Annotated in this window: 21 protein-coding genes; 8 read left to right on the plus strand and 13 right to left on the minus strand. The window is 71.4% G+C overall.

Annotation, left to right across the window (positions count from 1 at the left end; all coding sequences use genetic code 11):
* Nucleotides 1-62 precede the first annotated feature (62 nt).
* The 4 genes from ACFY8U_RS03795 to ACFY8U_RS03810 are packed head-to-tail and all read right to left on the minus strand — an operon-like array spanning nucleotide 63 to nucleotide 5,845.
* Nucleotides 63-2,237, minus strand: coding sequence for a 3-hydroxyacyl-CoA dehydrogenase NAD-binding domain-containing protein (locus ACFY8U_RS03795; RefSeq protein ID WP_389565180.1), 2,175 nt, complete (start codon nucleotides 2,235-2,237; stop codon nucleotides 63-65).
* A gap of 48 nt (nucleotides 2,238-2,285) precedes the next feature.
* Nucleotides 2,286-3,503, minus strand: a complete 1,218-nt coding sequence (locus ACFY8U_RS03800) for an acetyl-CoA C-acetyltransferase (RefSeq protein ID WP_361594797.1) — start codon at nucleotides 3,501-3,503, stop codon at nucleotides 2,286-2,288.
* Nucleotides 3,504-3,548: 45 nt separating this feature from the next.
* Nucleotides 3,549-4,691 carry an acyl-CoA dehydrogenase family protein gene (locus ACFY8U_RS03805; RefSeq protein ID WP_361440393.1) on the minus strand — a complete coding sequence of 381 codons (1,143 nt, stop codon included), beginning with the start codon at nucleotides 4,689-4,691 and terminating at the stop codon, nucleotides 3,549-3,551.
* Entirely contained in the window at nucleotides 4,688-5,845 is a 1,158-nt protein-coding gene (locus ACFY8U_RS03810) for a CaiB/BaiF CoA transferase family protein (protein ID WP_389565184.1), read from the minus strand. Before ACFY8U_RS03810 ends, ACFY8U_RS03805 begins: the two co-directional genes overlap by 4 nt.
* A 207-nt stretch (nucleotides 5,846-6,052) precedes the next feature.
* Here ACFY8U_RS03810 and ACFY8U_RS03815 point away from each other — a divergent pair, with 207 nt between their 5' ends.
* On the plus strand, nucleotides 6,053-7,258 hold the full coding sequence (locus tag ACFY8U_RS03815; protein ID WP_389565187.1) for a saccharopine dehydrogenase family protein: 1,206 nt from the start codon (nucleotides 6,053-6,055) through the stop codon (nucleotides 7,256-7,258).
* Between the two features lie 33 nt (nucleotides 7,259-7,291).
* On the opposite strand, the gene ACFY8U_RS03820 is transcribed toward ACFY8U_RS03815, so the two are convergent.
* From ACFY8U_RS03820 to ACFY8U_RS03830, 3 genes are read right to left on the minus strand one after another with little or no spacing between them, the layout of a single operon-like run.
* Entirely contained in the window at nucleotides 7,292-7,666 is a 375-nt protein-coding gene (locus ACFY8U_RS03820) for a VOC family protein (protein WP_389566146.1), read from the minus strand.
* On the minus strand, nucleotides 7,663-7,797 hold the full coding sequence (mmpA, locus tag ACFY8U_RS03825) for a morphogenic membrane protein MmpA (RefSeq protein WP_389565190.1): 135 nt from the start codon (nucleotides 7,795-7,797) through the stop codon (nucleotides 7,663-7,665). Before mmpA ends, ACFY8U_RS03820 begins: the two co-directional genes overlap by 4 nt.
* Nucleotides 7,798-7,854: 57 nt before the next feature.
* Nucleotides 7,855-8,550, minus strand: a complete 696-nt coding sequence (locus ACFY8U_RS03830; RefSeq protein ID WP_361594787.1) for an endonuclease V — start codon at nucleotides 8,548-8,550, stop codon at nucleotides 7,855-7,857.
* A gap of 103 nt (nucleotides 8,551-8,653) precedes the next feature.
* Between ACFY8U_RS03830 and ACFY8U_RS03835 the strand changes: the two genes are divergently transcribed.
* Entirely contained in the window at nucleotides 8,654-8,953 is a 300-nt protein-coding gene (locus tag ACFY8U_RS03835; protein WP_389565193.1) for a YciI family protein, read from the plus strand.
* Nucleotides 8,954-8,960: 7 nt separating this feature from the next.
* Here ACFY8U_RS03835 and ACFY8U_RS03840 read toward each other — a convergent pair whose 3' ends face one another.
* Nucleotides 8,961-10,070 carry a WD40/YVTN/BNR-like repeat-containing protein gene (locus ACFY8U_RS03840; protein ID WP_389565196.1) on the minus strand — a complete coding sequence of 370 codons (1,110 nt, stop codon included), beginning with the start codon at nucleotides 10,068-10,070 and terminating at the stop codon, nucleotides 8,961-8,963.
* 167 nt (nucleotides 10,071-10,237) lie between these two features.
* Between ACFY8U_RS03840 and ACFY8U_RS03845 the strand changes: the two genes are divergently transcribed.
* From ACFY8U_RS03845 to ACFY8U_RS03855, 3 genes are all read left to right on the plus strand, one after another.
* Nucleotides 10,238-10,648 carry an SsgA family sporulation/cell division regulator gene (locus ACFY8U_RS03845; protein ID WP_361666873.1) on the plus strand — a complete coding sequence of 137 codons (411 nt, stop codon included), beginning with the start codon at nucleotides 10,238-10,240 and terminating at the stop codon, nucleotides 10,646-10,648.
* A 339-nt stretch (nucleotides 10,649-10,987) separates the two neighbouring features.
* Entirely contained in the window at nucleotides 10,988-12,622 is a 1,635-nt protein-coding gene (locus tag ACFY8U_RS03850; RefSeq protein WP_389565199.1) for an ABC-F family ATP-binding cassette domain-containing protein, read from the plus strand.
* 304 nt (nucleotides 12,623-12,926) lie between these two features.
* A complete protein-coding gene (locus tag ACFY8U_RS03855; RefSeq protein WP_361440417.1) occupies nucleotides 12,927-13,901 on the plus strand; it encodes an acyl-ACP desaturase in 975 nt (324 codons plus the stop codon).
* Nucleotides 13,902-13,947: 46 nt separating this feature from the next.
* Here the strand turns inward: ACFY8U_RS03855 and ACFY8U_RS03860 are convergent, their stop codons facing one another.
* The 4 genes from ACFY8U_RS03860 to ligD all read right to left on the minus strand — a co-directional run bounded on the left by ACFY8U_RS03860 (nucleotide 13,948) and on the right by ligD (nucleotide 17,180).
* A complete protein-coding gene (locus ACFY8U_RS03860) occupies nucleotides 13,948-14,229 on the minus strand; it encodes a WhiB family transcriptional regulator (protein WP_389565203.1) in 282 nt (93 codons plus the stop codon).
* An 81-nt stretch (nucleotides 14,230-14,310) separates the two neighbouring features.
* Nucleotides 14,311-15,117, minus strand: coding sequence for a VOC family protein (locus tag ACFY8U_RS03865; RefSeq protein ID WP_389565206.1), 807 nt, complete (start codon nucleotides 15,115-15,117; stop codon nucleotides 14,311-14,313).
* A 76-nt stretch (nucleotides 15,118-15,193) separates the two neighbouring features.
* Entirely contained in the window at nucleotides 15,194-15,943 is a 750-nt protein-coding gene (locus tag ACFY8U_RS03870; protein ID WP_389565209.1) for a class I SAM-dependent methyltransferase, read from the minus strand.
* Nucleotides 15,944-16,160: 217 nt separating this feature from the next.
* Complete coding sequence (gene ligD, locus ACFY8U_RS03875) at nucleotides 16,161-17,180, minus strand: non-homologous end-joining DNA ligase (protein WP_389565213.1); 1,020 nt, start codon at nucleotides 17,178-17,180, stop codon at nucleotides 16,161-16,163.
* Nucleotides 17,181-17,232: 52 nt separating this feature from the next.
* On the opposite strand from ligD, the gene ACFY8U_RS03880 reads away from it, so the two are divergent.
* Entirely contained in the window at nucleotides 17,233-18,291 is a 1,059-nt protein-coding gene (locus ACFY8U_RS03880; protein WP_389565216.1) for an ATP-dependent DNA ligase, read from the plus strand.
* Between the two features lie 3 nt (nucleotides 18,292-18,294).
* On the opposite strand, the gene ACFY8U_RS03885 is transcribed toward ACFY8U_RS03880, so the two are convergent.
* Nucleotides 18,295-20,217: an AMP-dependent synthetase/ligase gene (locus ACFY8U_RS03885; RefSeq protein WP_389565219.1), complete on the minus strand. Its 1,923-nt coding sequence runs from the start codon at nucleotides 20,215-20,217 to the stop codon at nucleotides 18,295-18,297.
* Nucleotides 20,218-20,723: 506 nt separating this feature from the next.
* Here ACFY8U_RS03885 and ACFY8U_RS03890 point away from each other — a divergent pair.
* On the plus strand, nucleotides 20,724-20,921 hold the full coding sequence (locus tag ACFY8U_RS03890; RefSeq protein WP_389566149.1) for a hypothetical protein: 198 nt from the start codon (nucleotides 20,724-20,726) through the stop codon (nucleotides 20,919-20,921).
* Nucleotides 20,922-21,067: 146 nt separating this feature from the next.
* Nucleotides 21,068-23,155, plus strand: a complete 2,088-nt coding sequence (locus tag ACFY8U_RS03895) for an MDR family MFS transporter (RefSeq protein ID WP_389565222.1) — start codon at nucleotides 21,068-21,070, stop codon at nucleotides 23,153-23,155.
* The last annotated feature ends 38 nt before the right edge of the window (nucleotides 23,156-23,193 follow it).

The raw sequence follows: 23,193 nt of genomic DNA on the forward strand, positions 1-23,193 counted from the left end.
CGCACCGCTCGATCGGATGATCGAAGAGTGGTGCGACGGGGCCGTTCGGCGGATCGGAGGCGTCAGGCGTCCGTGAAGACCTCGCCCCGCTCCGCCTTCTCCACCAGCAGCGCCGGCGGCGTGAAGCGCTCGCCGTACTTCTCCGCCAGCTCACGCGCGCGTGCCACGAAGCCGGGCAGCCCACCCTCATAACCGTTGATGTACTGGAGCACACCACCGGTCCAGGCCGGGAAGCCGATGCCCATGATGGAGCCGATGTTCGCGTCGGCGACCGACGTGAGGACGTTCTCCTCCAGGCAGCGGACCGAGTCCAGCGCCTCGGAGAAGAGCATCCGCTCCTTCATGTCCTCGAAGGGGATGTGCACGTCGGTCCGGGTGAAGTGCTCACGGAGTCCCGGCCAGAGGCCGACCCGCTTGCCGGTCTCGTCGTACGCGTAGAAGCCCGCGCCGCCGCTGCGTCCCGGGCGCCCGAACTCGTCGACCATCCGGTCGATCACCGCGTCCGCCGGGTGTCCGGCCCAGGTACCGCCGGCCTCCTCGATCGCGCGCCGCGTCTCGTTCCGGATCTTGCGGGGCAGGGTCAGGGTCAGCTCGTCCATCAGGGAGAGCACCTTGGCCGGGTAGCCGGCCTGCGCGGCCGCCTGCTCGACCGAGGCGGGGTCGGCGCCCTCGCCGATCATCGCCACGCCCTCGTTGATGAACTGGCCGATCACCCGGGAGGTGAAGAAGCCGCGCGAGTCGTTGACGACGATCGGGGTCTTGTTGATCTGCCGTACCAGGTCGAAGGCGCGGGCCAGCGCCTCACCGCCGGTGCGCTCGCCCTTGATGATCTCCACCAGCGGCATCTTGTCGACCGGCGAGAAGAAGTGCAGTCCGATGAAGTCGACCGGGCGGGAGACGCCCTCGGCGAGCACGGTGATGGGCAGCGTCGAGGTGTTGGAGCAGAGCAGCGCGTCCGGCTCGACGATGTCCTGGATCTCCTCGAAGACCTTGTGCTTGAGCGCGGTGTCCTCGAAGACGGCCTCGATCACGGCGTCGCAGCCGGCCAGGTCGGCCGGGTCGGCGGTCGGAGTGATCCGGGCCAGCAGCTCGTCCGCCTTCTGCTGGGTGGTGCGACCGCGGGAGACGGCCTTGGCGCAGAGCTTCTCGGAGTAGCCCTTGCCCTTCGCCGCGGACTCCGCCGTGACGTCCTTGAGGACGACCTCGATACCCGCGCGGGCGCAGGAGTACGCGATGCCGGCGCCCATCATGCCCGCGCCGAGGACGGCGACCTTGCGGACGTGGCGCGGCTCGATGCCCTGGGGGCGGTTGGCGCCGGAGTTGACGGCCTGGAGGTCGAAGAAGAAGGCCTGGATCATGTTCTTCGCCGTCTGGCCGGTGACCAGCTCGGTGAAGTAGCGGGCCTCGATGGTCAGCGCGGTCTCGAAGTCGACCTGCGAGCCCTCGACGGCGCAGGCGAGGATGTTGCGCGGGGCCGGGTAGGGCGCGCCGTTCAGCTGCTTCTTCAGGTTGGCCGGGAAGGCCGGCAGGTTGGCGGCGAACCGCGGGTTCGACGGCGTTCCGCCGGGGATCTTGTACCCCTTGACGTCCCAGGGCTGCTGCGACTCGGGGTGCGTGTCGATGAAGGCGCGCGCCTTGGCGAGCATCTCCTCGGGCGTGGCGGCCACCTGGTGGATCAGGCCGTTCTCCAGGGCCCGCTGCGGGGAGTACTGGGTGCCCTGGAGCAGGACCTTCAGCAGGGCGTCGGCGATGCCCATGAGGCGTACGGTACGGGTGACGCCGCCGCCCGCCGGGAGGAGACCGAGCGTGACCTCGGGCAGGCCGATCTTGGAGCCGGGTGCGTCGAGCGCGACACGGTGGTGCGAGGCGAGGGCGATCTCGTAACCGCCGCCCAGCGCGGCCCCGTTGATGGCGGCGACGACCGGCTTGCCGAGCGTCTCGATCCGGCGCAGCGAGCGCTTGATCTCGGTGCCGGTGTCGAAGGCGATCTGCGCGTCCTCCGGGCGCAGCCGGATCATGTCCTTGAGGTCGCCGCCCGCGAAGAAGGTCTTCTTCGCAGAGGTGTAGATGATGCCGCGGATGGAGTCCTTCTCGGCCTCGGCGCGGTCGGCGATCGCCGCGATGGAGTCCTTGAACGCCTGGTTCATGGTGTTCGCGGACTGGTTGGGGTCGTCGAGGACGAGGGTGACGACGCCGGTCTCGTCCTGCTCCCAGCGGATGGTGGTGCTCTGGCTCATTGCTGCTTCTCCGTAAGGCGGGTGAAGGCTGGTGGGAGGGAGGGACGGTCAGACGCGCTCGACGATCGTGGCGATGCCCATGCCGCCGCCGACGCACAGCGTGGCCAGGCCGTAGCGCTTGTCCTGGCGCTCCAGCTCGTCGATCAGGGTGCCGAGGATCATCGCGCCGGTCGCGCCGAGGGGGTGGCCGAGCGCGATGGCGCCGCCGTTGACGTTGACCTTGTCGAGGCTGATGCCCATGTCCTTGACGAAGCGGAGCACGACGCCCGCGAAGGCCTCGTTGATCTCGACCAGGTCGATGTCGTCCATCGTCAGGCCGGCCTTGGCGAGCGCCTTGCGGGTGGCGGGCGCGGGGCCGGTGAGCATGATGGTCGGCTCCGAGCCCGAGACGGCGGCGGCGACGATCCGGGCGCGCGGGGTCATTCCGTACCGCTCGCCGACCTCCTTGGAGCCGATGGCGACGAGCGATGCGCCGTCGACGATGCCGGAGGAGTTGCCCGCGTGGTGGACGTGGTCGATCTTCTCCACCCAGTGGTACTTCTGCAGCGCGACCGCGTCGAAGCCGCCCATGTCGCCGATGCCGGCGAAGGAGGGCTTGAGGGCGGCGAGCGAGTCGGCGGTGGTGCCGGGGCGCATGTGCTCGTCGTGGTCGAGGACGAGCAGTCCGCTGTGACGGTCCTTGACGGGGACGACGGAGCGGTCGAAGCGGCCGTCCTTCCAGGCGGCCGCGGCGCGCTCCTGGGAGAGCGCGGCGTACTCGTCGACGTCGCGGCGGGAGAAGCCCTCGATGGTGGCGATGAGGTCGGCGCCGATGCCCTGGGGCACGAACCCGGTCTCGTGGTTGGTCATCGGGTCGGCGAACCAGGCGCCGCCGTCGGAGGCCATGGGGACGCGCGACATGGACTCGACGCCGCCGGCGAGGACGAGGTCCTCCCAGCCCGACCGGACCTTCATCGCGGCCATGTTGACGGCTTCGAGACCGGAGGCACAGAAGCGGTTCTCCTGGACGCCGGCGACGGTGTCGGGCAGGCCGGCGGCGATGGCGGCGATTCGGGCGATGTCGGAGCCCTGGTCGCCGACCGGGCCGACGACGCCGAGGACGATGTCGTCGACGGCGGCCGGGTCGAGTCCGGGGAAGCGGGCGCGGATCTCGTGGATGAGTCCGACGACCAGGTCGATGGGCTTGGTGCCGTGCAGGGCGCCGTTGGCCTTGCCGCGGCCGCGCGGGGTGCGGATCGCGTCGTACACGTACGCTTCGGTGCTCACGAGAAGCCTTTCAACGATTCAGCGATGAGGGTGAGGAGAGAGGGGTCAGCCCAGCAGGGAACGTCCGATGATCTCCTTCATGATCTCGGTCGTCCCGCCGTAGATGGTCTGGATGCGGCCGTCGGTGAACGCACGGGCGACGGGGAATTCGGCCATGTAGCCGTATCCCCCGTGCAGTTGCAGACAGCGGTCCGCGACCCGCTTCTGCAGCTCGGTGGCCCACCACTTGGCCATGGAGGCGTGGACGGCGTCGAGCTCCCCGTTCGAGTGATCCACGATGCACCGGTCGAGGAACGTACGGGTGACGGCGCACTCGGTCGCCATCTCCGCGATCTCGAAGCGGATGTGCTGGAGCTTGGCCAGCGGGCGTCCGAAGGCCTCGCGCTCCTTCACGTAGCGCGTGGTGATCTCCAGGAGGTGTTCGGCGGCGGCGATGCCGGCCACGGCGATGGCCATCCGCTCCTGGGCGAGATTGGTCATGAGGTGGACGAAGGCGCCGTTGAGCTCGCCGAGGAGGTTCTCCTTGGGGACGCGGACGTCGTGGAAGAACAGTTCGGCGGTGTCCTGCGACTTCTGGCCGATCTTGTCGAGGTTCCGGCCGCGCTCGAACCCCTCCATGCCCCGCTCGACGACCAGCAGCGAGAGGCCGTGCGCGCCGCCTTCGGGGGTCGTCTTCGCGACGACGATCACGAGGTCGGCGAGGATGCCGTTGGAGATGAAGGTCTTGGACCCGTTGAGCACCCAGTGGTCGCCGCGGTCCTCGGCGCTGGTCCTGATTCCCTGGAGGTCGGAGCCGGCGCCCGGCTCGGTCATCGCTATGGCGGTGATCAGCTCGCCCGTGCAGAAGCCCGGCAGCCAGCGGCGCTTCTGCTCCTCGGTGGCGAGCGAGGTGAGGTACGGGCCGATGATGTCGTTGTGCAGGCCCAGGGCCATGCCGGGCGCGCCGGCCCGGGTGAATTCCTCGGCGAGGACGGCGCTGTAGCGGAAGTCGGGGTTGCCGCCGCCTCCGTACTCCTCGTCGACGGCGAGACCGAGCAGCCCCTGCCGTCCCGCGGCGCGCCAGGCCTCGCGCGCGACGATGCCGTCCTTCTCCCACTGCTCGTAGTGGGGCAGCACCTCCTTGGCGAGGAAGGTGCGGACGGTCTCGCGGAACGCCTCGTGGTCGGCGGTGTAGAGCTGGCGCTTCATGCCTGCGGCTCCTTGGAGGTGAGGGAGGGCACGGCCCAGTCGCGCGCGACCTCGTCGGTGTCGGCGCCGGGCAGAGCGGGGCCGGTGCGCACGGTGCCGGGGGTGGCGGAGAAGCGCGGCGCGGGCGCGGGCTGGGTGAGGCCGGCGTGCTCGACGAAGGTGGCGCGGGAGGCCAGGTGCGGGTGGGCGGGGGCCTCGCGGAGCGAGAGGACGGGCGCCACACAGGCGTCGGTCCCGTCGAAGACGGCCGTCCACTCGTCTCTCGTACGGGTGCGGAAGCGTTCCGCGACGGCGGTGCGCAGGTCGGACCAGCGCCCGAAGTCCCTGCGGGCGGGGGCGAGGTCCTCGATGCCCAGGAGGCGTACGAACTCGTCGTAGAACTGCTGCTCCAGCGCTCCGACGGCCATGTACTGCCCGTCGGAGGTCTCGTAGGTGCCGTAGAAGGGGCACCCGCCGTCCAGCAGGTTGACCCCGCGCCGGTCCTGCCATCCGCCGGAGGCCAGCATGCCGTGGATCATGGTCGCGAGGTGGGCGGTGCCGTCGACGATGGCCGCGTCGACGACCTGTCCCTCACCGTGCGCGCGGGCGTGCTGGAGCGCGGCGAGGACGCCGACGACGAGATAGAGCGAGCCGCCCGCGTAGTCGCCGACGAGGTTCGCCGGGATGGCGGGCGGGCCCTCCGGGTCGGGGCCGATCATGCCGAGGGTGCCGGTGATCGCGATGTACGCGATGTCGTGTCCGGCGGTCGTGGCGAGCGGCCCGTCCTGGCCCCAGCCGGTCATGCGTCCGTAGACGAGCTTCGGGTTGCGGGCGAGGCAGGCCTCGGGGCCGACACCGAGGCGCTCGGCGACGCCGGGCCGGTAGCCCTCGATCAGGATGTCGGCCCGTTCGACCAGGTCGAGCACGGTCGCGGGGCCTCCGTCGGCCTTGAGGTCGACGAGGACGGAGCGCTTGTTGCGATTGGTGAGGTCGTACGCCGGGTCGATGCCGAGCCCCGACCCGCCGGGCCGGTCGATCCGTACGACATCGGCGCCGAGGTCGGCGAGGAGCATGGCCGCGAAGGGGCCGGGCCCGATCCCCGCCAGCTCCACCACACGCACTCCGGAGAGCGGCCCGTTCCGGGCGGTCCGGGTCGGTTCCGTCGTCGCCGCCATCAAGCCCCCAGCTATGTGACACCAATGATGTAACACCAGTGATGCTAGGAACACGTTCCACTCCGCACAAGCCCCCCGGCCGAGCAAGCGCTTGGAAATTCGGTCCGTGGGAAGACGCCCGACGACCACCGCCGGAGGACCACACGGGAGCTACCGCTAGGCTCCGCCGACGCAGGGGAAGCCGTAGGTGAAGGCGAGGGGCGCTGGATGGAGACCGGGAACGGCACGGGGCGGGACCTGAGGGAGCGGACGTACGACGTCGTCCTCTTCGGGGCGACGGGGTTCGTGGGTGAGCTCACCGCGGAGTATCTGGCCGAGCACGCGCCGGCCGGGTGCCGGTGGGCGCTCGCCGGACGCAGTCGCGCCAAGCTGACCGCTCTGCGTGAGCGGCTGTCGGCGCGATGGCCCCGGTGCGCCGAGCTGCCGCTGGTGGTCGCGGACTCCGCCGACGAGGACGCGGTGCGTGAACTCGCCGCGTCCACGCGGGTGGTGGCCACCACGGTGGGTCCGTACGTCTGGTACGGCGAGGGCCTGGTGGCGGCGTGCGCGGAGACCGGCACGGACTATGTGGACCTCACCGGCGAGACCGAGTTCGTCGACGAGATGTACGTACGGTACGACGCGCGCGCCCGGGAGACGGGGGCGCGGATCGTGCACGCGTGCGGCTTCGACTCCGTACCGCACGACCTGGGCGTGTACTACACCGTCCAGCAGCTGCCCAAGGACGTGCCCCTGCGCATCGACGGATTCGTCCGCGCAGGCGCGATCTTCTCGGGCGGTACGTTCGCGTCGGCCCTGACGGCGATGGGGCGCGGCCGGGAGATCCTGCGTGCCGCGCGCGAACGGCGCCTGCACGAGCCGCGGTTGGTGGGACGCCGGGCTCGGGCGCCGCTCGGCGGGCCGCGCTTCAGCCGGGAGACCGGCACCTGGGCCCTTCCGCTGCCGACCATCGACGCCCAGGTGGTGGAGCGTTCGGCGCGGGCGCTCGAGGCCTACGGCCCCGACTTCCGCTACCGCCACTACGCCTCGGTCAAGACCCTCCCGATGGCGCTCGGTGGCACCGCGGTGGTCGGCGCGGGGGTGGCGGCGGCCCAACTCGCGCCCGTACGACGGTGGCTGATGGACCGTTATGAGCCGGGGCAGGGCCCGAGCGCGGAGCGTCGCGCCCGCAGCTGGTTCTCCGTGCGCTTCGTCGGCGAGGGCGGCGGGCGGCGGGTCTTCACGGAGGTCTCGGGCGGCGACCCGGGGTACGGCGAGACGGCGAAGATCCTCGCCGAGTCGGCGCTCTGTCTCGCCCTGGACGACCTGCCGAAGACCTCGGGGCAGGTCACGACGGCCGTGGCGATGGGCGACGCCCTGCTCGGCCGGCTCCGCGAGGCCGGCATCCGCTTCCGGGTGGCGCACCAGGGCTGACGCCCGGGGCCCCGTGCCCCCCGGGCGTCGGCCTCAGTGGCGTACGAGACAGAAGGGGTGGCCGGCCGGGTCACCGTAGATCCGCCAGGCCCGGTCGCCGCCCCCGTCGTCGAGCAGCCACGCCCCGAGCTCGACGACCGCCTCATGGGCGGCCTCCAGATCGGCCACCCGGATGTCCAGGTGGAACTGCTGCTCGGCCGCGCCCCAGACGGGCGGCCGGTGGTCCGCCACGGCCTGGAAGGCGAGCACCGGAGCACCGGCGGCGTCGTGCAGAGTGGCCCAGGCGTCGTCGACGGCCCACTGGGGGTCCGCCCGGTTGATCTCACCGCCGAGCAACTGCTGGTAGAACCGGGCCAGTTCCATGACATCGGTACAGTCCAGGACGACACACTGGAGCGTGCCGATCACTCCGTCACCCACACGGCGACGACGTAGAGCATGGCGCAGAGCCACGCCAGGGCGACGATCCCGGCGGTGGCGAGCATCGCGGTCATGCCGCGGTCCGCGGAGTGCGGTGGGGCGGGTACGGGGGTTGTCATGGACCCCAGCCTGCCGCCCATGATCGCGCCCCGCCATCCGTACGCGTACTCAGCCGTCTACTCAGCTCCCAGAGCGTCCCGCAGGGCGCGGCGGCAGAGGGAGTCCGCGTGGCGGGTGCTCTCCGGGATGCGGTAGCGCGGGGCGAGCAGCAGTGTGTGGGCGCAGGCGTTGCCGAGGGAGACCCGGTGGCCGACGGAGACGAACACGGGCTTGACCCCTGCCTGGGTGCGCAGGGCGCGTCCGACCTCCTCCTCTCCGGCCATGAGCGGGCTGAAGTCGCCGCGGTCCGGGCCGGGTTGGTCGTAGGCGAAGGTGAAGGGGTTCTTCGCGACGCCGATCGACGGTCGGCCGGTCAGCACACCGAGGTGGCTTGCGAGGCCGAAGCGGCGTGGGTGGGCGAGGCCGTATCCGTCGCAGACGAGCAACCCCGGGTCGGAGCTCAGCGAGGCGAGTGCGGCGAGCACCGTCGGGATCTCGCGGAAGGCGAGCAGACCGGGGACGTAGGGGAACGACACCCGGCCGACCGCCGTCGCCTCCTCCACGACGTCGAGCGTCCGGGCGTCGAGCACGACGGCCGCGGCGGCGACGAGGTCGCGCTCGTCGTCGTAGGCGACGTCGAGCCCGGTGACGTGCCCCGTGCCGGGGGCCGGCCCCGGCTCGTCGAGTACGAGCCGCGCCCGCAGCTCTCCCTGCACGGCGCGGGCCGCGGTCTCGTCGGTGGGCCAGCCCTCGGGAAGGTCGGTGATCATCATGATGACGGCCACCCTACGACCCCGGCACCGGGCGGACGGCGGCCGCCGTCCGGCAGGCGAACGGACTCCCGCGCGTCACCGGCGCCCGGGTAGCCTGGCGATCATGTTCGTACTGGAATTGACCTATACCGCCCCTGTCGAGCGGGCGGACGCGCTGCTCGACGCGCACATCGAGTGGCTCGACGCGCAGTACGCCACCGGCGTGTTCATCGCCTCCGGGCGGAAGAACCCGCGCGACGGCGGCATCATCCTCGCCGCCGGGGCCGACCGCGCGACGATCGAGAAGATCGTGGCGGCCGACCCGTTCACCGTCGAGGGTGTGTGCGCCTACCGGATCACGGAGTTCTACGCGACCAAGACGGCCGACGCGCTCGCCCCCTGCCGGGAGCAGCTGCCCTCCTGACCATCCGCTAGCGCCTGCCGAGGCGGGCGATCCGGCCCTGCTCCCCGGAGGCCCAGCACGCGCCGTCCCGCGTGCAGTCGACCGTGTCGTACGAGCCGGTGTCGACGGTCCGCCAGGTGCGGCCGCCGTCGGTCGTCAGGTCCGTGCCGGTCGGGCCGACCGCGAGAGCGGCCGAGGAGGAGTGCGGGAGCCAGGCCACGCCCGAGCGGTACGCGGGCGGCGGGGCCGAGGCGGCGCTCCACCGGCGTCCGCCGTCTCCGGTGACCGCGGCCGCCCGCGGCGAGGGCTGGTCCTTGCGGTAGTCGCCGCCGACCGCGATGCCGTGCGTACGGTCACGGAAGGCGAGCCCGAAGACGCCCCGCGCCGGGTCGCCCGCCGGGATCGTCGTCTCGGTGACGGTCCAGTTCAGCCCCCGGTCGCGGGAGTGCAGCACGCGCGCGGTGGCACCGCCGCCGGTCGCGAGCCAGACGTCCCTCGGCCCGGAGGAGACCAGGCACTGCCCGCTCGCCGCGAACCCGGCCTCACCGGGCAGCGCCGCCGGCATCCCCGCGTCCGGCAGCACCGCCCAGGACCGGCCGCCGTCCCGTGTGGAGAGGATCCGGTACCTGCCGTCCACCGGGTCGCTCATGGCGAGTCCGTGCCGGTGGTCGAAGAAGGTGATGCAGTCGTAGAACGCGCGCGGGTCGGTGTTGCGGAAGGACTCCGTCCAGGTCGCTCCGCCGTCGTCCGTACGCAGAACCCGGGACGCCTCGCCCTCCCCGATCGCGAGGACCACGGCGCGCCGGGCGTCGAAGGCCTCCACGTCGCGGAGTTCCAGCTCCCCGGCGCCCGGTGGCGAGACGTTCCGCCAGCTCCGGCCGCCGTCCGTGGTCCGCAGCACCGTGCCCTTCGAGCCCGCGGCCCAGGCGGTCCTGCGGTCGACGGCGGCGAGCCCCCGGAAGCGGGCGTCGGTTCCCGTCTCCGTCAGCTGCCAGCCGGCGCCGTGCGACGCGAAGGGCGCCGCCGCGTCGGGTGCGGGCCGCGGCGCGCCGTGCGCGGGTGCCGTCAGGGCCAGCGCGAGGGCCGCACCGCTCAGCCCCGCCGACATCATTCGTCTCGTCTTCCCCTTGGACGTCATGGCGCCGGAAGCTAGCCCACCCCGTGGGCCCCGTCCAGAGCGCCTCGTGCCGTCCGCGGCGGTGACACAGGTCACGTGACCCTCCAGTGCACGTTCCGGCCCCGTCGTTCGTCTTCCCTTGTGTCAGGGAGACGTCAGGAACCGAAGCCGCGCGACAGGAGCTGGCCTTGTCCACCGTCATCGAGCAGGCCGTTCAGGCCCGTCTGGTCGCATCCGCTCCCCGGATGGAAACCGTCCCCGCCACGCTGCGGTACGACCGCGAGGATCCCTTCGCGGTGAGCATGGCGTTCCCGCCGCCCGCCACACTGGAGGGCGTCGAGGTGTCGTGGGCCTTCGCCCGCGAGCTGCTCGCCGAGGGCGTGGACGGGCCGGCCGGGCTCGGGGACGTCCGGGTGCGTCCGTACGGCTACGACCGCACCGTCGTCGAGTTCCACGCGCCCGAGGGCGTGGCCGTGGTGCATGTCCGCACGTCCGAGCTGCGACACTTCCTGAAGCGTTCGCAGCACCTGGTCCCCGCCGGGCGCGAGCACCAGTACCTGGACTGGGACCAGGATCTGGCGCAGCTCCTGGACGACTGACCGCCCGCCTCCCGGGCCGCCGCCCTCCCTCGCGGGTCGCCGCCCGCCGTCGCGGGTCGCCGCCCGCCGTCGCGGGTCGCCGCCCGCTCTGGTCCGTTAAATCGTTTGTCTCCGCTCGGCCCCAGGCGTACCGTCCTGACCTGGCCCTGTTGTCGCCCGATCGGAGAAGGCCGTTGCTCGTCTGAGGATGCGAGACACCGTGCCGCGCGTGCCCCTGAGCTGCTTCACGCAGCGCCGCGTGTGCCGTCTTCGCCCTCGGCGTACGAGCATTTCCGCCTGCCCGCGCCCCGGTGTCTCACCCGTTGCCCCAGCCCACGCTCCTGCAACAGGGAGGCCCCCATGGCGACCCATCCCACCTTCATCACCTGCTCCTCCGTCTCCTTCTCCTGGCCGGACGGCACCGAAGTCCTGGACGACTTCCGGCTCGCCGTCGGCCCCGGCCGCACCGGTCTGATCGGCCTCAACGGCTCCGGGAAGTCGACGCTCCTCAAGCTCTTCGCGGGTGAACTGACGCCCGCCGAAGGCTCGATCCGAACGGTCGGCGAGGTCGGCTACCTCCCGCAGAACCTTGTCCTCGACACCGCGCTGCGGGTCGACGAGGCTCTCGGGATCGCGGCGACCCGCGCCGCGCTGCACGCCATCGAGGCGGGCGACCCCTCCGAGGAGCACTTCGCGGCGGTGGGCGACGACTGGGACGTGGAAGAACGGGCCCGCGCCACACTCGACCAGCTGGGGCTCGGACACATCGGTCTCGACCGGACCATCGGCGAGGTGTCCGGCGGCGAGTCGGTCCTGCTGCGGCTCGCCGCGCTGCTGCTCGCCCGGCCGGACATCCTGCTGCTCGACGAGCCGACCAACAATCTCGATCTGAACGCCCGCGCCCGGCTCTACGAGGCGGTGGACGCCTGGTCGGGCGTCCTCGTCGTGGTGAGTCACGACCGTCAACTCCTGGAAAGGGTCGACCAGATCGCCGATCTGCGCGACGGCGAGGTCACCTGGTACGGCGGCACCTACTCCGCCTACGAGGAGGCGCTCGCGGCCGAACAGGAGGCGGCGGAAAGGATGGTGCGCGTCGCCGAAGCCGACGTACAGCGACAGAAGCGCGAACTCTCCGACGCGCAGATGAAGTTGGCGCGGCGCAAGCGGTACGGCCAGAAGAGCTTCGAGAACAAGGTCGTACCGAAGATCGTCGCCAACAACCGCAAGGCCGCGGCCCAGGTGTCGGCGGGCAAGCACCGCGCCCTGCACTCCGAGCGGCTGGCCGAGGCGCGGGAGCGGCTCGATCTGGCGGAGGAGGCGGTCCGGGACGACGACGAGATCAGGATCGAACTGCCGCGGACCACGGTCCATCCCGGCCGTGAGGTGCTGCGACTGCGCGAGCTGGAACTGCGGTACGGCGCCCGGGTCGACGGCGAGTTCGAGCTGCGCGGGCCGGAGCGGGTCGCGCTCGTCGGCCGGAACGGGGCCGGCAAGACGACCCTGCTGCGGACGATCGCCGGAGAGCTCGAACCGGTGTCCGGCACGGTGGAGACCCACCTGCCGCTCCGGTTCCTGCCGCAGCGGCTCGACGTCCTCGACGACGAGCTGAGCGTGGTGGCGAACGTGGCCCGGTTCGCGCCCGAGGCGACGGCGAACACCATCAGGGCGCGGCTCGCGCGGTTCCTGTTCAGGGGCGCGCGGGCGGATCAGCCGACGGGGACGCTGTCGGGCGGTGAGCGGTTCCGGGCGACGCTGGCGGCGCTGCTGCTCGCCGAGCCGGCACCGCAGTTGCTGCTGCTGGACGAGCCGACCAACAACCTGGACATGGCGTCCGTGCGGAAGCTGACGGCGGCGCTGGAGGCGTACGAGGGGGCGCTGATCGTGGCGAGCCATGACGTGCCGTTCCTGGAGTCGCTGGGCATCACCCGCTGGCTGCTGCTCGACGGTGAGCTGCGGCCGACGAGCCCGGAGGAGGTCGGTTCGGCGGTGCGGTGACCGTCGACCTCCGCGACCTCCGCGACCGCCGCAGCCACAGGATCCGGCTGCGGCGGTCGCGGCACTCCGGGGTGGGGCGGTCGGCCCTCTGCTCTGCGTAGCCATGATCACGCCACCTCCGGCGCGCCCGGGGCCGTGACCTGCCTCTCCCCACACCGCCATCAGCAGCGCACATAACGGAACGTAATCGGACATCGCCCGGGCGGGCTTGGCCGAGGCCTTACGGAGCCTTAACCTACGGTCTCGTAACCTACGAATCCGTAGGTAATCCCGTATGCCCTCTCTCCGTCCCCAGGAGTTTCCCGTGACGCTCACCTCTCCCCACCTCGGCAGCTCGACAGGGTGGACCGATGCGCGGCTGCTCTACGCGCTGGAAGAGGTGGTGGAGAAGGAGCTCGACCGGCACCTCAAGGTCACCAAGGACTGGATGCCGCACGAGTACGTCCCGTGGTCCGACGGCCGGAACTTCCCGGGCTTCTTCGAGGACGGCGAGGCCTGGGACCCGTCCCAGTCCAAGGTCACCGAGGTCGGCAAGATCGCCCTCGTGGTGAACCTGCTCACCGAGGACAACCTGCCCAGCTACCACCACGAGATCGCCACCCTCTTCGGCCGCGACGGCGCCTGGGGCACCTGGGTGCACCGCTGGACCGCCGAGGAGGGCCGTCACGGCATCGTGATGCGCGACTACCTGCTGGCCTCGCGCGCCGTGGACCCGGACAAGCTGGAGCAGTTCCGGATGGCGCACATGAGCGAGGGCTTCGAGTCCGACAACCGGCACTCGATGCTGCACTCCGTCGCGTACGTCGCCTTCCAGGAGCTCGCCACCCGTATCTCGCACCGGAACACCGGCCACCAGTCGGGCGACCCGGTCTGCGACCGGATGCTGGCGCGCATCGCCACCGACGAGAACCTGCACATGGTCTTCTACCGCAACCTGCTGGGCGCGGCCTTCGAGCTCGCCCCGGACCTGACGATGCAGGCCGTGCGGGACGTCGTCGTGAACTTCCGGATGCCGGGACACGGCATGCCGGGGTTCGAGCGGGCGGCGGCGCAGATGGCGATCGGCGAGATCTACAACATGCGCATCCACCACGACGACGTGCTGCAGCCGGTCCTGCGGTTCCTCAAGGTGCTCCAGATCGACGGTCTCGGCCCGGAGGGCCTGAAGGCCCAGGAGGAGCTGGGGCTCTACATGAACGGCCTGGACAGCGAGGCCTCGAAGTTCGACGAGAAGCTGGCGGCCCGCAAGGCCCGCATGGCGGCCCGCGCGGCGGGCTGACCACCCGCCCCCGCACCCGAGGCGCTCGCCGGTGCCCGCGTCCCGTTCACGGACGCAGGTGACGGCGGGCGCCTTCCGCGCGCTTCAGCTGCCCCCGCTCCTTCTCCGAGAGACCGCCCCACACGCCGAACCGTTCGTCGTGCTCCAGCGCGTACTGGAGGCACGCCACCCGGCCCTCGCACGCCCCGCACAGCTGCTTCGCCTCACGGGTCGAGGAGCCGGGCGCGGGGAAGAAGAACTCGGGCCCGGCCTGGGCGCACAGCGCGTTCTCCTGCCAGGACATGTCGGGGGCGGCCGGGGCGGTCATCACGATGGTGTCGGTCTGCATGGCCGATACGCTGCCGTTCGGCCTTAAACGGTCCATCAACGTTCGATCAATGCGGCGCGCCGGGCGTCGTCGCGCGCCGTGTCACGCGGCCTCTTCGAGGGGGGCGCTCGCGATCACCGCGAAGCGCGCGCCGAACGGATCGGCGAGCTTCGCCACGCGGCCGACGCCGTCCGTCTCCATCGGGGCGAGCCGCACCATACCGCCGAGGCGCTCGGCCGCCGCCACCGCCGCGTCGGTGTCCGGGACCTCGAAGTAGGCCAGCCAGGAGGGACCGCCCTCGGCCTCGACGGGGTCGAGGCCGAGCGGGACGACGCCACCGAACATCGCCTCCTCGCCCTGGCCCGCCGGAAACAGCGTGATGTACGAGCCGGCGTCGTCCGGCATCGGCATGGCGGCGCTGTCCATGCCGAAGACGGAGCGGTAGAACGCGACGGCCGCGGGCACGTCCGGGGTGTGGAGCTCGGCCCAGGTCAGGGAGTTCGGCCCGTCGACGAGGTCGAGGCCCTTGTACGTACCGGGCTGCCAGGTGGCGAAGCCCGCGCCGGCGGGGTCGGTGAAGACGGCCATGCGGCCGAGTTCGAAGACGTCCATCGGCTCGAACAGGACCGTGCCGCCGCCCGCCTGGACCGCCTTGGCGGTGGCTTCCGCGTCCGCCGACTGGAAGTACACGGTCCAGGAGGGCGGGCCGCCCTGTCCGGGCTCGACCTGCATGGCGGCGGCGACCGTGCTGCCGTCGGAGCGGAACATCCCGTACCCGCCTGCCTCGGGGCCGGCGGAGACGAAGTCCCAGCCGAAGACGCCCTGGTAGAAGGCGGCCGCCCGATCGATGTCCGGAGTACCGAGGTCGATCCAGTTCGGTGATCCGGTGACATAGCGCGAGGTGAGCATGGCGCTGCTCCTTCGGAGCTCCCAGACAGTGGGGTTACGTCTCCGAGTCTGCCCCGGACAGGAGGCCGCCGCGCGGTCAGGTGAGCGGGCTCGGCGCGTCTCCCCGGCGGAACAGGGCCGTCCACAGGAAGTCCTCGCCGAAGTACGGAGACTCGGGGGGCTCGTCCCGCATGCGGCGCAGTTCGACCTCCGTCAGATCGGAGAAGATCCAGCGCAGGGACTCCGGTGTGTAGGCGAGCCCGCCGTGGAGGCCGGGCTCGCGGTAGAAGTCCGCGTCCGGCAGCTCCGAGCCCATCGCTCCGGACGCGAAACAGGTCAGGGCGAGCTGCCCGCCGGGCGCGAGCAGCCGCTCGACGAGGGCGAGATAGCTGACGCGGCGGTGCGGCGGCAGATGGTGGAAGCACCCCGAGTCGCAGATCAGGTCGTACGGGCCGGTGAGCACGCTCCCGGCGAGTGCGAAGGCGTCCCCGCGGTGGAACCGCACGTGCGCACCGGCCTCCTGGGCGCGCTGTTCGGCCCAGGCGACCGCCTCGTCGGAGAGGTCCACGGCGTCCACCTCGAACCCCAGGGAGTCCAGATACAGGGCGTTGCGCCCCGGGCCGCAGCCCAGATCGAGGGCCCGGCCGGGTGCGATCCAGCCACGGTCGACGTAGGAGACGAGGCTCTCGTCCGGCTTCGCGACGAAGAACGGCACCGCCTTCGTGCGGTCGCCGTAGAAGCCGTTCCACCAGCCGGCCGCGTCGGCGGTCCAGCGGTCGGCCTCCGGTGCGAAGAGCCCGTCGAGAAGCTTCAGCACATCGTCGACGTCACGTATGTTCCGGTCCATCCGGCACCCCTTTCCCGATACCTGAACGGTAGTGGGATTCACCCAGGAAGCCCAGGTCAGAGGGTGTTTCACGGACGGTCCTCGCGGCTGTGTACGGCCGCCGGCGGGGAGGTGACGCGAGGGTCGGGCCCCCACCCGTGATCACCCACGCGCGCGAGCCCGCGCCCCCGCCGGGGGCCGTCCGGCGGCCTTTCCCGGCCGCTCCCGGCCCGGTTTCTCAGTCGGCCTTCTTCGCCCGGCTGGGCTGGACCCGCTTCGGTTCGCCCGGCATCTTCGGGTACTCCGGCGGGTACGGCAGATCACCGAGCCCGTGCTCCGCCTCGTCCCGGCGGGCCAGTTCGAGGAGGCTCTCCAGGCTGAACCGGTGGTCGTCCATGTCGGCGTGGACGTCGCCCACCTCCGCGTACCGGACCGGCATCGACTTGATGTCGAAGTCCAGCGGCGACGCGTCGTCGATCTCGTCCCAGCTCAGCGGCGCGGAGACCGGGGCGTGCGGGCGGGGGCGCACGGAGTAGGCGGAGGCGATCGTACGGTCGCGGGCGGTCTGGTTGTAGTCGACGAAGATCCTCTCGCCCCGCTCCTCCTTCCACCATTTGATCGTCACCCGCTCCGGCATCCGGCGCTCCAGCTCACGGCCGCAGGCGATGGCCGCGCGGCGGACCTGGGTGAAGGTCCAGCGGGGCTCGATCGGTACGAAGACGTGCAGGCCGCGACCGCCCGAGGTCTTGGGCCAGCCGCGCAGCCCGTGCTCGTCCAGGACGGCGCGCAGCTCGTGGGCGGCGCGTACGGCGTCGGTGTAGTCGGTCCCGGGCTGGGGGTCGAGGTCGAGGCGGAGCTCGTCGGGGTGGTCGGTGTCCTCACGCCGTACCGGCCACGGGTGGAAGGTCACGGCGCCGAGGTTGGCGGCCCAGAGCACGGCCGCGGGTTCGGTCGGGCACATCTCGTCGGCGGACCTGCCGCTGGGGAAGGTGATGTGCGCGGTGGGGATCCACTCCGGGAGGTACTTGGGGGCGCGCTTCTGGAAGAAGGACTCGCCGGTCACCCCGTCGGGGTAGCGCTCCAGGGTGGTGGGCCGGTCCCGCAGCGCGCGGGTGATGCCGTCGCCGACGGCCAGGTAGTAGCTGACCATGTCGAGCTTGGTGTAGCCGCGTTCCGGGAAGTACACCTTGTCCGGATTGGAGACGCGTACCGTCCGCTCTCCGACTTCCAGCTCCACCGCTGCCGCCTTGGTCGCCATGCGAGTCAGCGTAGAGCTCGCCGACATTCCCCGCATACCGGACAATCGGTCCATGGATCTGCCGGTGATGCCGCCCGTGAAGCCGATGCTCGCCAAGGCCGTGAAGAAGATTCCGCCGGGCATGCAGTACGAGGCCAAGTGGGACGGCTTCCGCGCCATCGTGCACCGCGACGGCCCGGAGCTGGTCATCGGCAGCCGCACGGGCAAGCCGCTGACCCGCTACTTCCCCGAGCTCGTCGAGGCGCTCCTCCCCCGGCTCCCGCAGCGGTGCGTGGTCGACGGCGAGATCGTGATCGAGCACGACGGGCGGCTCGACTTCGACCGGCTCACCGAGCGCATCCACCCCGCCGACTCCCGTGTGCGGATGCTGGCGGAGAAGACCCCCGCCCGGTTCATCGCCTTCGACCTGCTCGCCCTCGGCGACGACTCCCTGCTCGACACGCCCCTCACCGACCGGCGAGCGGCCCTGGAGGAGTCGCTGCGCGCGGTCGACGCCCCGGTCCATCTGGCGCCCGCGACGACGGACCCGGAGCTCGCGGCGCGCTGGTTCGAGCAGTACGAGGGGGCGGGCCTGGACGGGGTGATCGCCAAGCCGCTGGATCTGCCGTACCGGCCGGACGCCCGGCTGATGTACAAGGTCAAGCACGAACGCACGGCCGACGTGGTCGTGGCCGGCTACCGCTTCCACAAGAGCGGGCCGGTGGTCGGCTCGCTGCTGCTCGGCCTGTACGACGACGGCGGCACCCTCCAGCACGTCGGGGTCTGCGCGGCCTTCACCGCCAAGCGCCGCGAGGAGCTGATCACCGAGCTGGAGCCGCTGCGGATGGACCCGCCGGACGGACACCCGTGGGCGGCCTGGGCGGAGGAGGCCGCGCACGCCGGGGCGCGGCTGCCGGGCGCGCCGAGCCGCTGGTCGGGCAAGAAGGACCTCTCCTGGGTGGCCCTGCGCCCGGAGCGGGTGTGCGAGGTGGGGTACGACCACATGGAGGGCGACCGGTTCCGGCACACGGCCCAGTTCAAGCGGTGGCGGCCGGACCGCACGCCGGAGTCCTGCGGGTACGCGCAACTGGAGGAGCCTGTCTCGTACGACCTCTCCGAGGTGCTGGCCTAGCCGTCAGCGGTACAGCGCCTCGATCTCCGCCGCGTACGCGGCCGTGACCGCGTGCCGCTTCACCTTGAGGGACGGGGTGAGCATCCCGTTCTCCTCGCTGAACTCCCCCTCCACGACCCGGAATCGGCGGATCGACTCGGCCCGGGAGACGGCCCGGTTGGCGTGGTCGACGGCCTTCTGGATGTCGGCGAGCAGCTCGGGATCGTCGCGGAGTACACCCGTGGGGGTGTCCGCCGGACGTTTGCGTACCGCCAGCCAGTGCTGCATCGCCTCGGGGTCGAGGGTCACCAGCGCCGCGATGTACGGACGGTTGTCGCCGACGACGAGACACTGGCCGACCGGCGGGCGGCTGCGCAGCCGGTCCTCCAGGACGGCAGGGGAGACGTTCTTGCCGCCGGAGGTGACCAGGATGTCCTTCTTGCGGCCGGTGATGACGAGATAGCCGTCGTCGTCGAGTGCGCCGAGATCGCCGGTGGCCAGCCAGCCGTCCCGCAGCACCTCCTCGGTGGCCTCGGGGTTGTTCCAGTACGCGGTGAAGACGATGGGGCCCTTGATGAGCACCTCGCCGTCGTCGGCGATCCGCACGGCGATGCCGGGCACGGGACGGCCGACGGTGCCGGGGCGCGGACGCAGGGGTGGGGTGACGGTGGCGGCCGCGCTCGTCTCGGTGAGTCCGTATCCCTCGTATATGAGCACGCCGGCGGCGTAGAAGAACTGGCTGAGGCGCGCGTCGAGCGGGGAGCCGCCGCTGATGGCGTACCGCAGGTTCCCGCCCAGCTCCTTGCGGATGCGCCGGTAGACGAGGAGGTCGTAGAGCGCCCAGGCGGCGGTCAGTCCGGGGCCGGGGCGGGGACCCTCGCCGAGGGCACGGCGCAGGGCCGTCCCGCCGTAGCGGACGGCGATGGAGTCGGCGCGGTCGAAGGAGGTGCCGCGGCCGAGCTTCTCGGCGGTGGCACGGCCGGTGTCGTGGATCTTCTCGAAGAGATAGGGCACGCCGACGACGAAGGTCGGCCGGAACCGGCGCAGTTCGGGACGGAGTTCGTCCGGCTTGATGCTGGAGAAGTGGCCGAGTTCGATGCGCGCCATCAGGCAGGCGAGCTGGATGACACGTCCGAGGATGTGGGCGAGCGGCAGGAAGAGGAGGGTGGAGGCCGCCTCGCCGGTGACCGCCTTGAACACCGGGTGCAGCAGCTCGACGGTGGCACGGGCCTCGGCGTGGAGGTTGCCGTGGGTGAGGGCACAGCCCTTGGGGCGGCCTGTCGTGCCGGAGGTGTAGCAGAGGGTCGCGACGGTGTCCGCCGTGAGCCCGGCGCGGCGCTTGGCCGGCTCCTCGTCCGCGATCACGGCGCCGAGGGCGGCGAGTTCGGCGAGGCCGCCGGAGTCGGTCTGCCAGGTGCGGACCGGCTCGTGCGGTGCGGGCAGCGCGGCGGCGGCTTCGCGGACGGTGGCGGTGTGCTCGGCGCTCTCGGTGACGACGTGACGGGCGCCGGAGTCCTCCAGGATCCAGGTGATCTGGTCGGCGGAGGAGGTGGGATAGACGGGGACGGTCTGCGCGCCGGCCGACCAGATGGCGAAGTCGAGCACGGCCCAGGCGTAGCTCGTGCGCGCCATCAGCCCGACGCGACCGCCCGGCTCGACTCCGGCGGCGATCAGCCCCTTCGCCACGGCCAGGACGTCTCCGGCGAACTCGGCGGCGGTGACGGGCCGCCAGTTCCCGTGCTCCTGACGGCGCATGACGATCGCACCGGGGTCCACTGCCGCGTGGGCGAAGGGGATGTCCGCGGGGGTTCCGGAGGGCGGTGGCCCCGCGGGGAGAGGCGTGCGCGCCTCGCGTACGACACCGCCCTCCCGTACGAGCTCGACGGGGAACCGGTCGCGCAGATCGGGGCGCTTCCTTGCCTGCCTCAAGTCCTTGCGTACGCCCATGACGGTGGCTCCTGTTCGCGGCGAGCGGGCGGGAAGTGTGCGGGACCTCCGGACTTACCGACAAGTCAACTTACTTGACCGTAACCAGATTTCAACGGTCCGCACACGATCGCCCCACACGAGACGCACACCGAACGGGCGACACCGCCGGGAGTGAGATGCTTCACACTCACACGCGGGGTCACGAGCCCACGTTCGGCGAACGGGCGAGCGATACGGAAGGTCGTTTCAGAAGGAAGATCGGCCCCCGTGGCGCGCACCTGCGGGAACACCGCGCGACGTCGTGCGGCGAGGATCGAGGGCGTGCCCCGACCGTCCGTACACCCCGCCGAAGGGAGGGCGGGCCGTTGCCTCGCGGAGACATCCCCGTCGACGAACCCGGAAGCCCATCCTGTACGTATGGAGAGGGAGACCCCGCCTCCGACATCCGTACCCACAAGGACTGGCCCGTGATCACCTCGCCCTCGCCCCTCGTACCCGTCCCGATCCCCGACCGTGTGGCCGCCATGATCGGGTCGTGTCTGCCGCTGCACGTCCTGCAGGCGGAGATCGACGCCGACTGCGCGGCGCGCGAGGTACTGCGCTTCCGGGGTCCGCTCTGCGCGGAGGACAGGGCGGACCGCGAGCACGCGCTGTCCGTGCTGGCGCGCGCGAACAAGATCCTGGCCAAGCACCACCCGCTGCTCCCGGTCCGCCCGCGGTAGTCCGTCGGCCCTTTCGGGGCGCGCGCCCCCGCCCGCGCTCGTCCGTTCGGGGCGCGCGCTGGTCCGTTCGGGGCGCGGCCCCGGTGCCGCACCGGTTCGGACGTTCCCCGCATGCGGGGCGCGCCACCCGGTGTGAGGCTGCGAGGGTGACGATCACCAGCGAAGCCGCACCCGCGCCCCCGGCCGCCGAGCCGCCCGTGCTCGACAGCCGCCGCCGCAACATCGTCTTCGGCACGATCATGCTCGGCGTCCTGCTGGCCGCGCTGGACCAGACCATCGTCGGCACCGCCCTGCCGACCATCGTGTCGGACCTCGGGGGCGCCGCCCACATGTCCTGGGTGGTCACGTCCTATCTGCTGGCCGAGACGGTCGCCACCGTCCTGGTCGGCAAGTTCGGCGACCTGTTCGGCCGCAAGGTGATCTTCCAGATCTCGGCGATCGTCTTCATCACCGGTTCGTTCCTCTGCGGCCTCGCCACCAACATGACCCTGCTGATCGTCTGGCGGGGACTGCAGGGCATCGGCGCCGGCGGTCTGATGGTCACCTCCATGGCGCTCATCGCCGATGTGATCCCGCTGCGCGACCGGGGGAAGTACCAGGGCGCGATCGGCGCCGTGTTCGGTGTCTCCACCGTGATCGGCCCGCTGCTCGGCGGGCTCTTCACCGATCATCTGACCTGGCGCTGGGCGTTCTACGTCAACGTTCCGATCGCGATCCTGGTCGTGATCGCCGCAGCCCGCACGATCCCCTCCGTACGCTCGGCGAGCAAGCCGATCATCGACTACGCGGGCATCGCGCTGGTCGCGGCCGGCTCCAGCGCCCTGATCCTGGCGACCAGTTGGGGCGGGAACGAGTACGCCTGGGGCTCCGGCGTCATCATCGGACTCTTCGCCGGCGGTCTGATCGCGCTCGCCCTGTTCTGCTGGGTGGAGACCCGGGCCGCCGAACCGATGCTGCCCATGCGGCTCTTCGCCAACCCGGTGTTCACCGTCTGCTCCGTGCTGAGCTTCATCGTCGGCTTCGCCATGCTCGGTTCGCTGACCTTCCTGCCGTCCTATCTGCAGTACGTCGACGGGGACTCGGCCACCGTCTCCGGCATCCGGACGCTGCCGATGGTCCTCGGTCTGCTGATCGCCTCGATCTACAGCGGCAACGTGGTGAGCAAGACCGGCAGGTACCGGATCTTCCCCATCGTGGGCTGTCTGGTGATGGGCGTCGGCCTCTTCCTCCTGTCGCTGATGGACACGGGGACGAGCGCCTGGCTGGAGTCGCTGTACATGTTCGTGCTCGGCGTCGGCATCGGTCTGTGCATGCAGGTGCTGACCATCGCCGTGCAGAACACGGTGGAGTACGCCGACCTCGGTACCGCGACCTCGGGCGTCACCTTCTTCCGTACGCTCGGCAGCTCGTTCGGCACGGCGGTCTTCGGCACGATCTACGCCAACTCCCTGAAACCCAACCTGGCCCGGGGGGTGGAGGAGGCGGCGGCCATCGCCGGGCCGACGACGGACCCGTCAGCGATCGCGGCGGCCGCACAGAGCCCGGACGGGGTGCACGGGCTGCCGGACGACGTGGCGGCGCCGATCGTCCAGGCGTACGCGGACACCCTGCACACGGTCTTCCTCTGGACCGTGCCGGTCGCGGCGATCGGCTTCGTCGTGGCGCTCTTCCTCAAGCAGGTCAAGCTCCGGGACACGGCCCGTGCGTCGGCGCCCGACATGGGCGAGGGCTTCGGGTCACCGACCACGGCGGGCGACTCGGCGAAGCTGCTCGAACTCACCGTCGGAAGGATCCTGCAGAAGACGGACCTGGAGACCGCGCGCCGGATCGTCTCCGAGTCGGACACCCGGCTCGACACGGCGGGCGCGTGGGCGGTGATGCAGGTGGAGCTCTTCACCCGGACGGTCGGCCACGCCAGTCTCGGGCTCATCTCCGCGGGACGCCGCGTTCCCCCGGAGGTTCTGCTGCCGGTCTTCGACCGCATGGTCGACGAGGGGTTCCTGACCCGGGACGGCAGTCTGCTCTCCCACACGCCCGCGGGGCGGCGGGAGGCCGAGGTCATCACCCACGCGTGGGGGGACTGGCTCAGCGACCGGGTCGAGCGGGAGACCGGCCGGCCGAGCGGGCCGGAGCTCAGGGCCGCGACGGACGCGATCACGAAGAAGCTGATCGCCGAGGACCTGGCGCAGGGCCTGCCACGGCACGGCCGGGAGCCGGTCGGCGTCACGTCCTGAGCAACAGGCCGGAACAACCGCAGTCCGGCCCGCCGGCT

This window comes from Streptomyces sp. NPDC012508, assembly GCF_042902595.1.
Classification (GTDB): Bacteria; Actinomycetota; Actinomycetes; order Streptomycetales; family Streptomycetaceae; genus Streptomyces.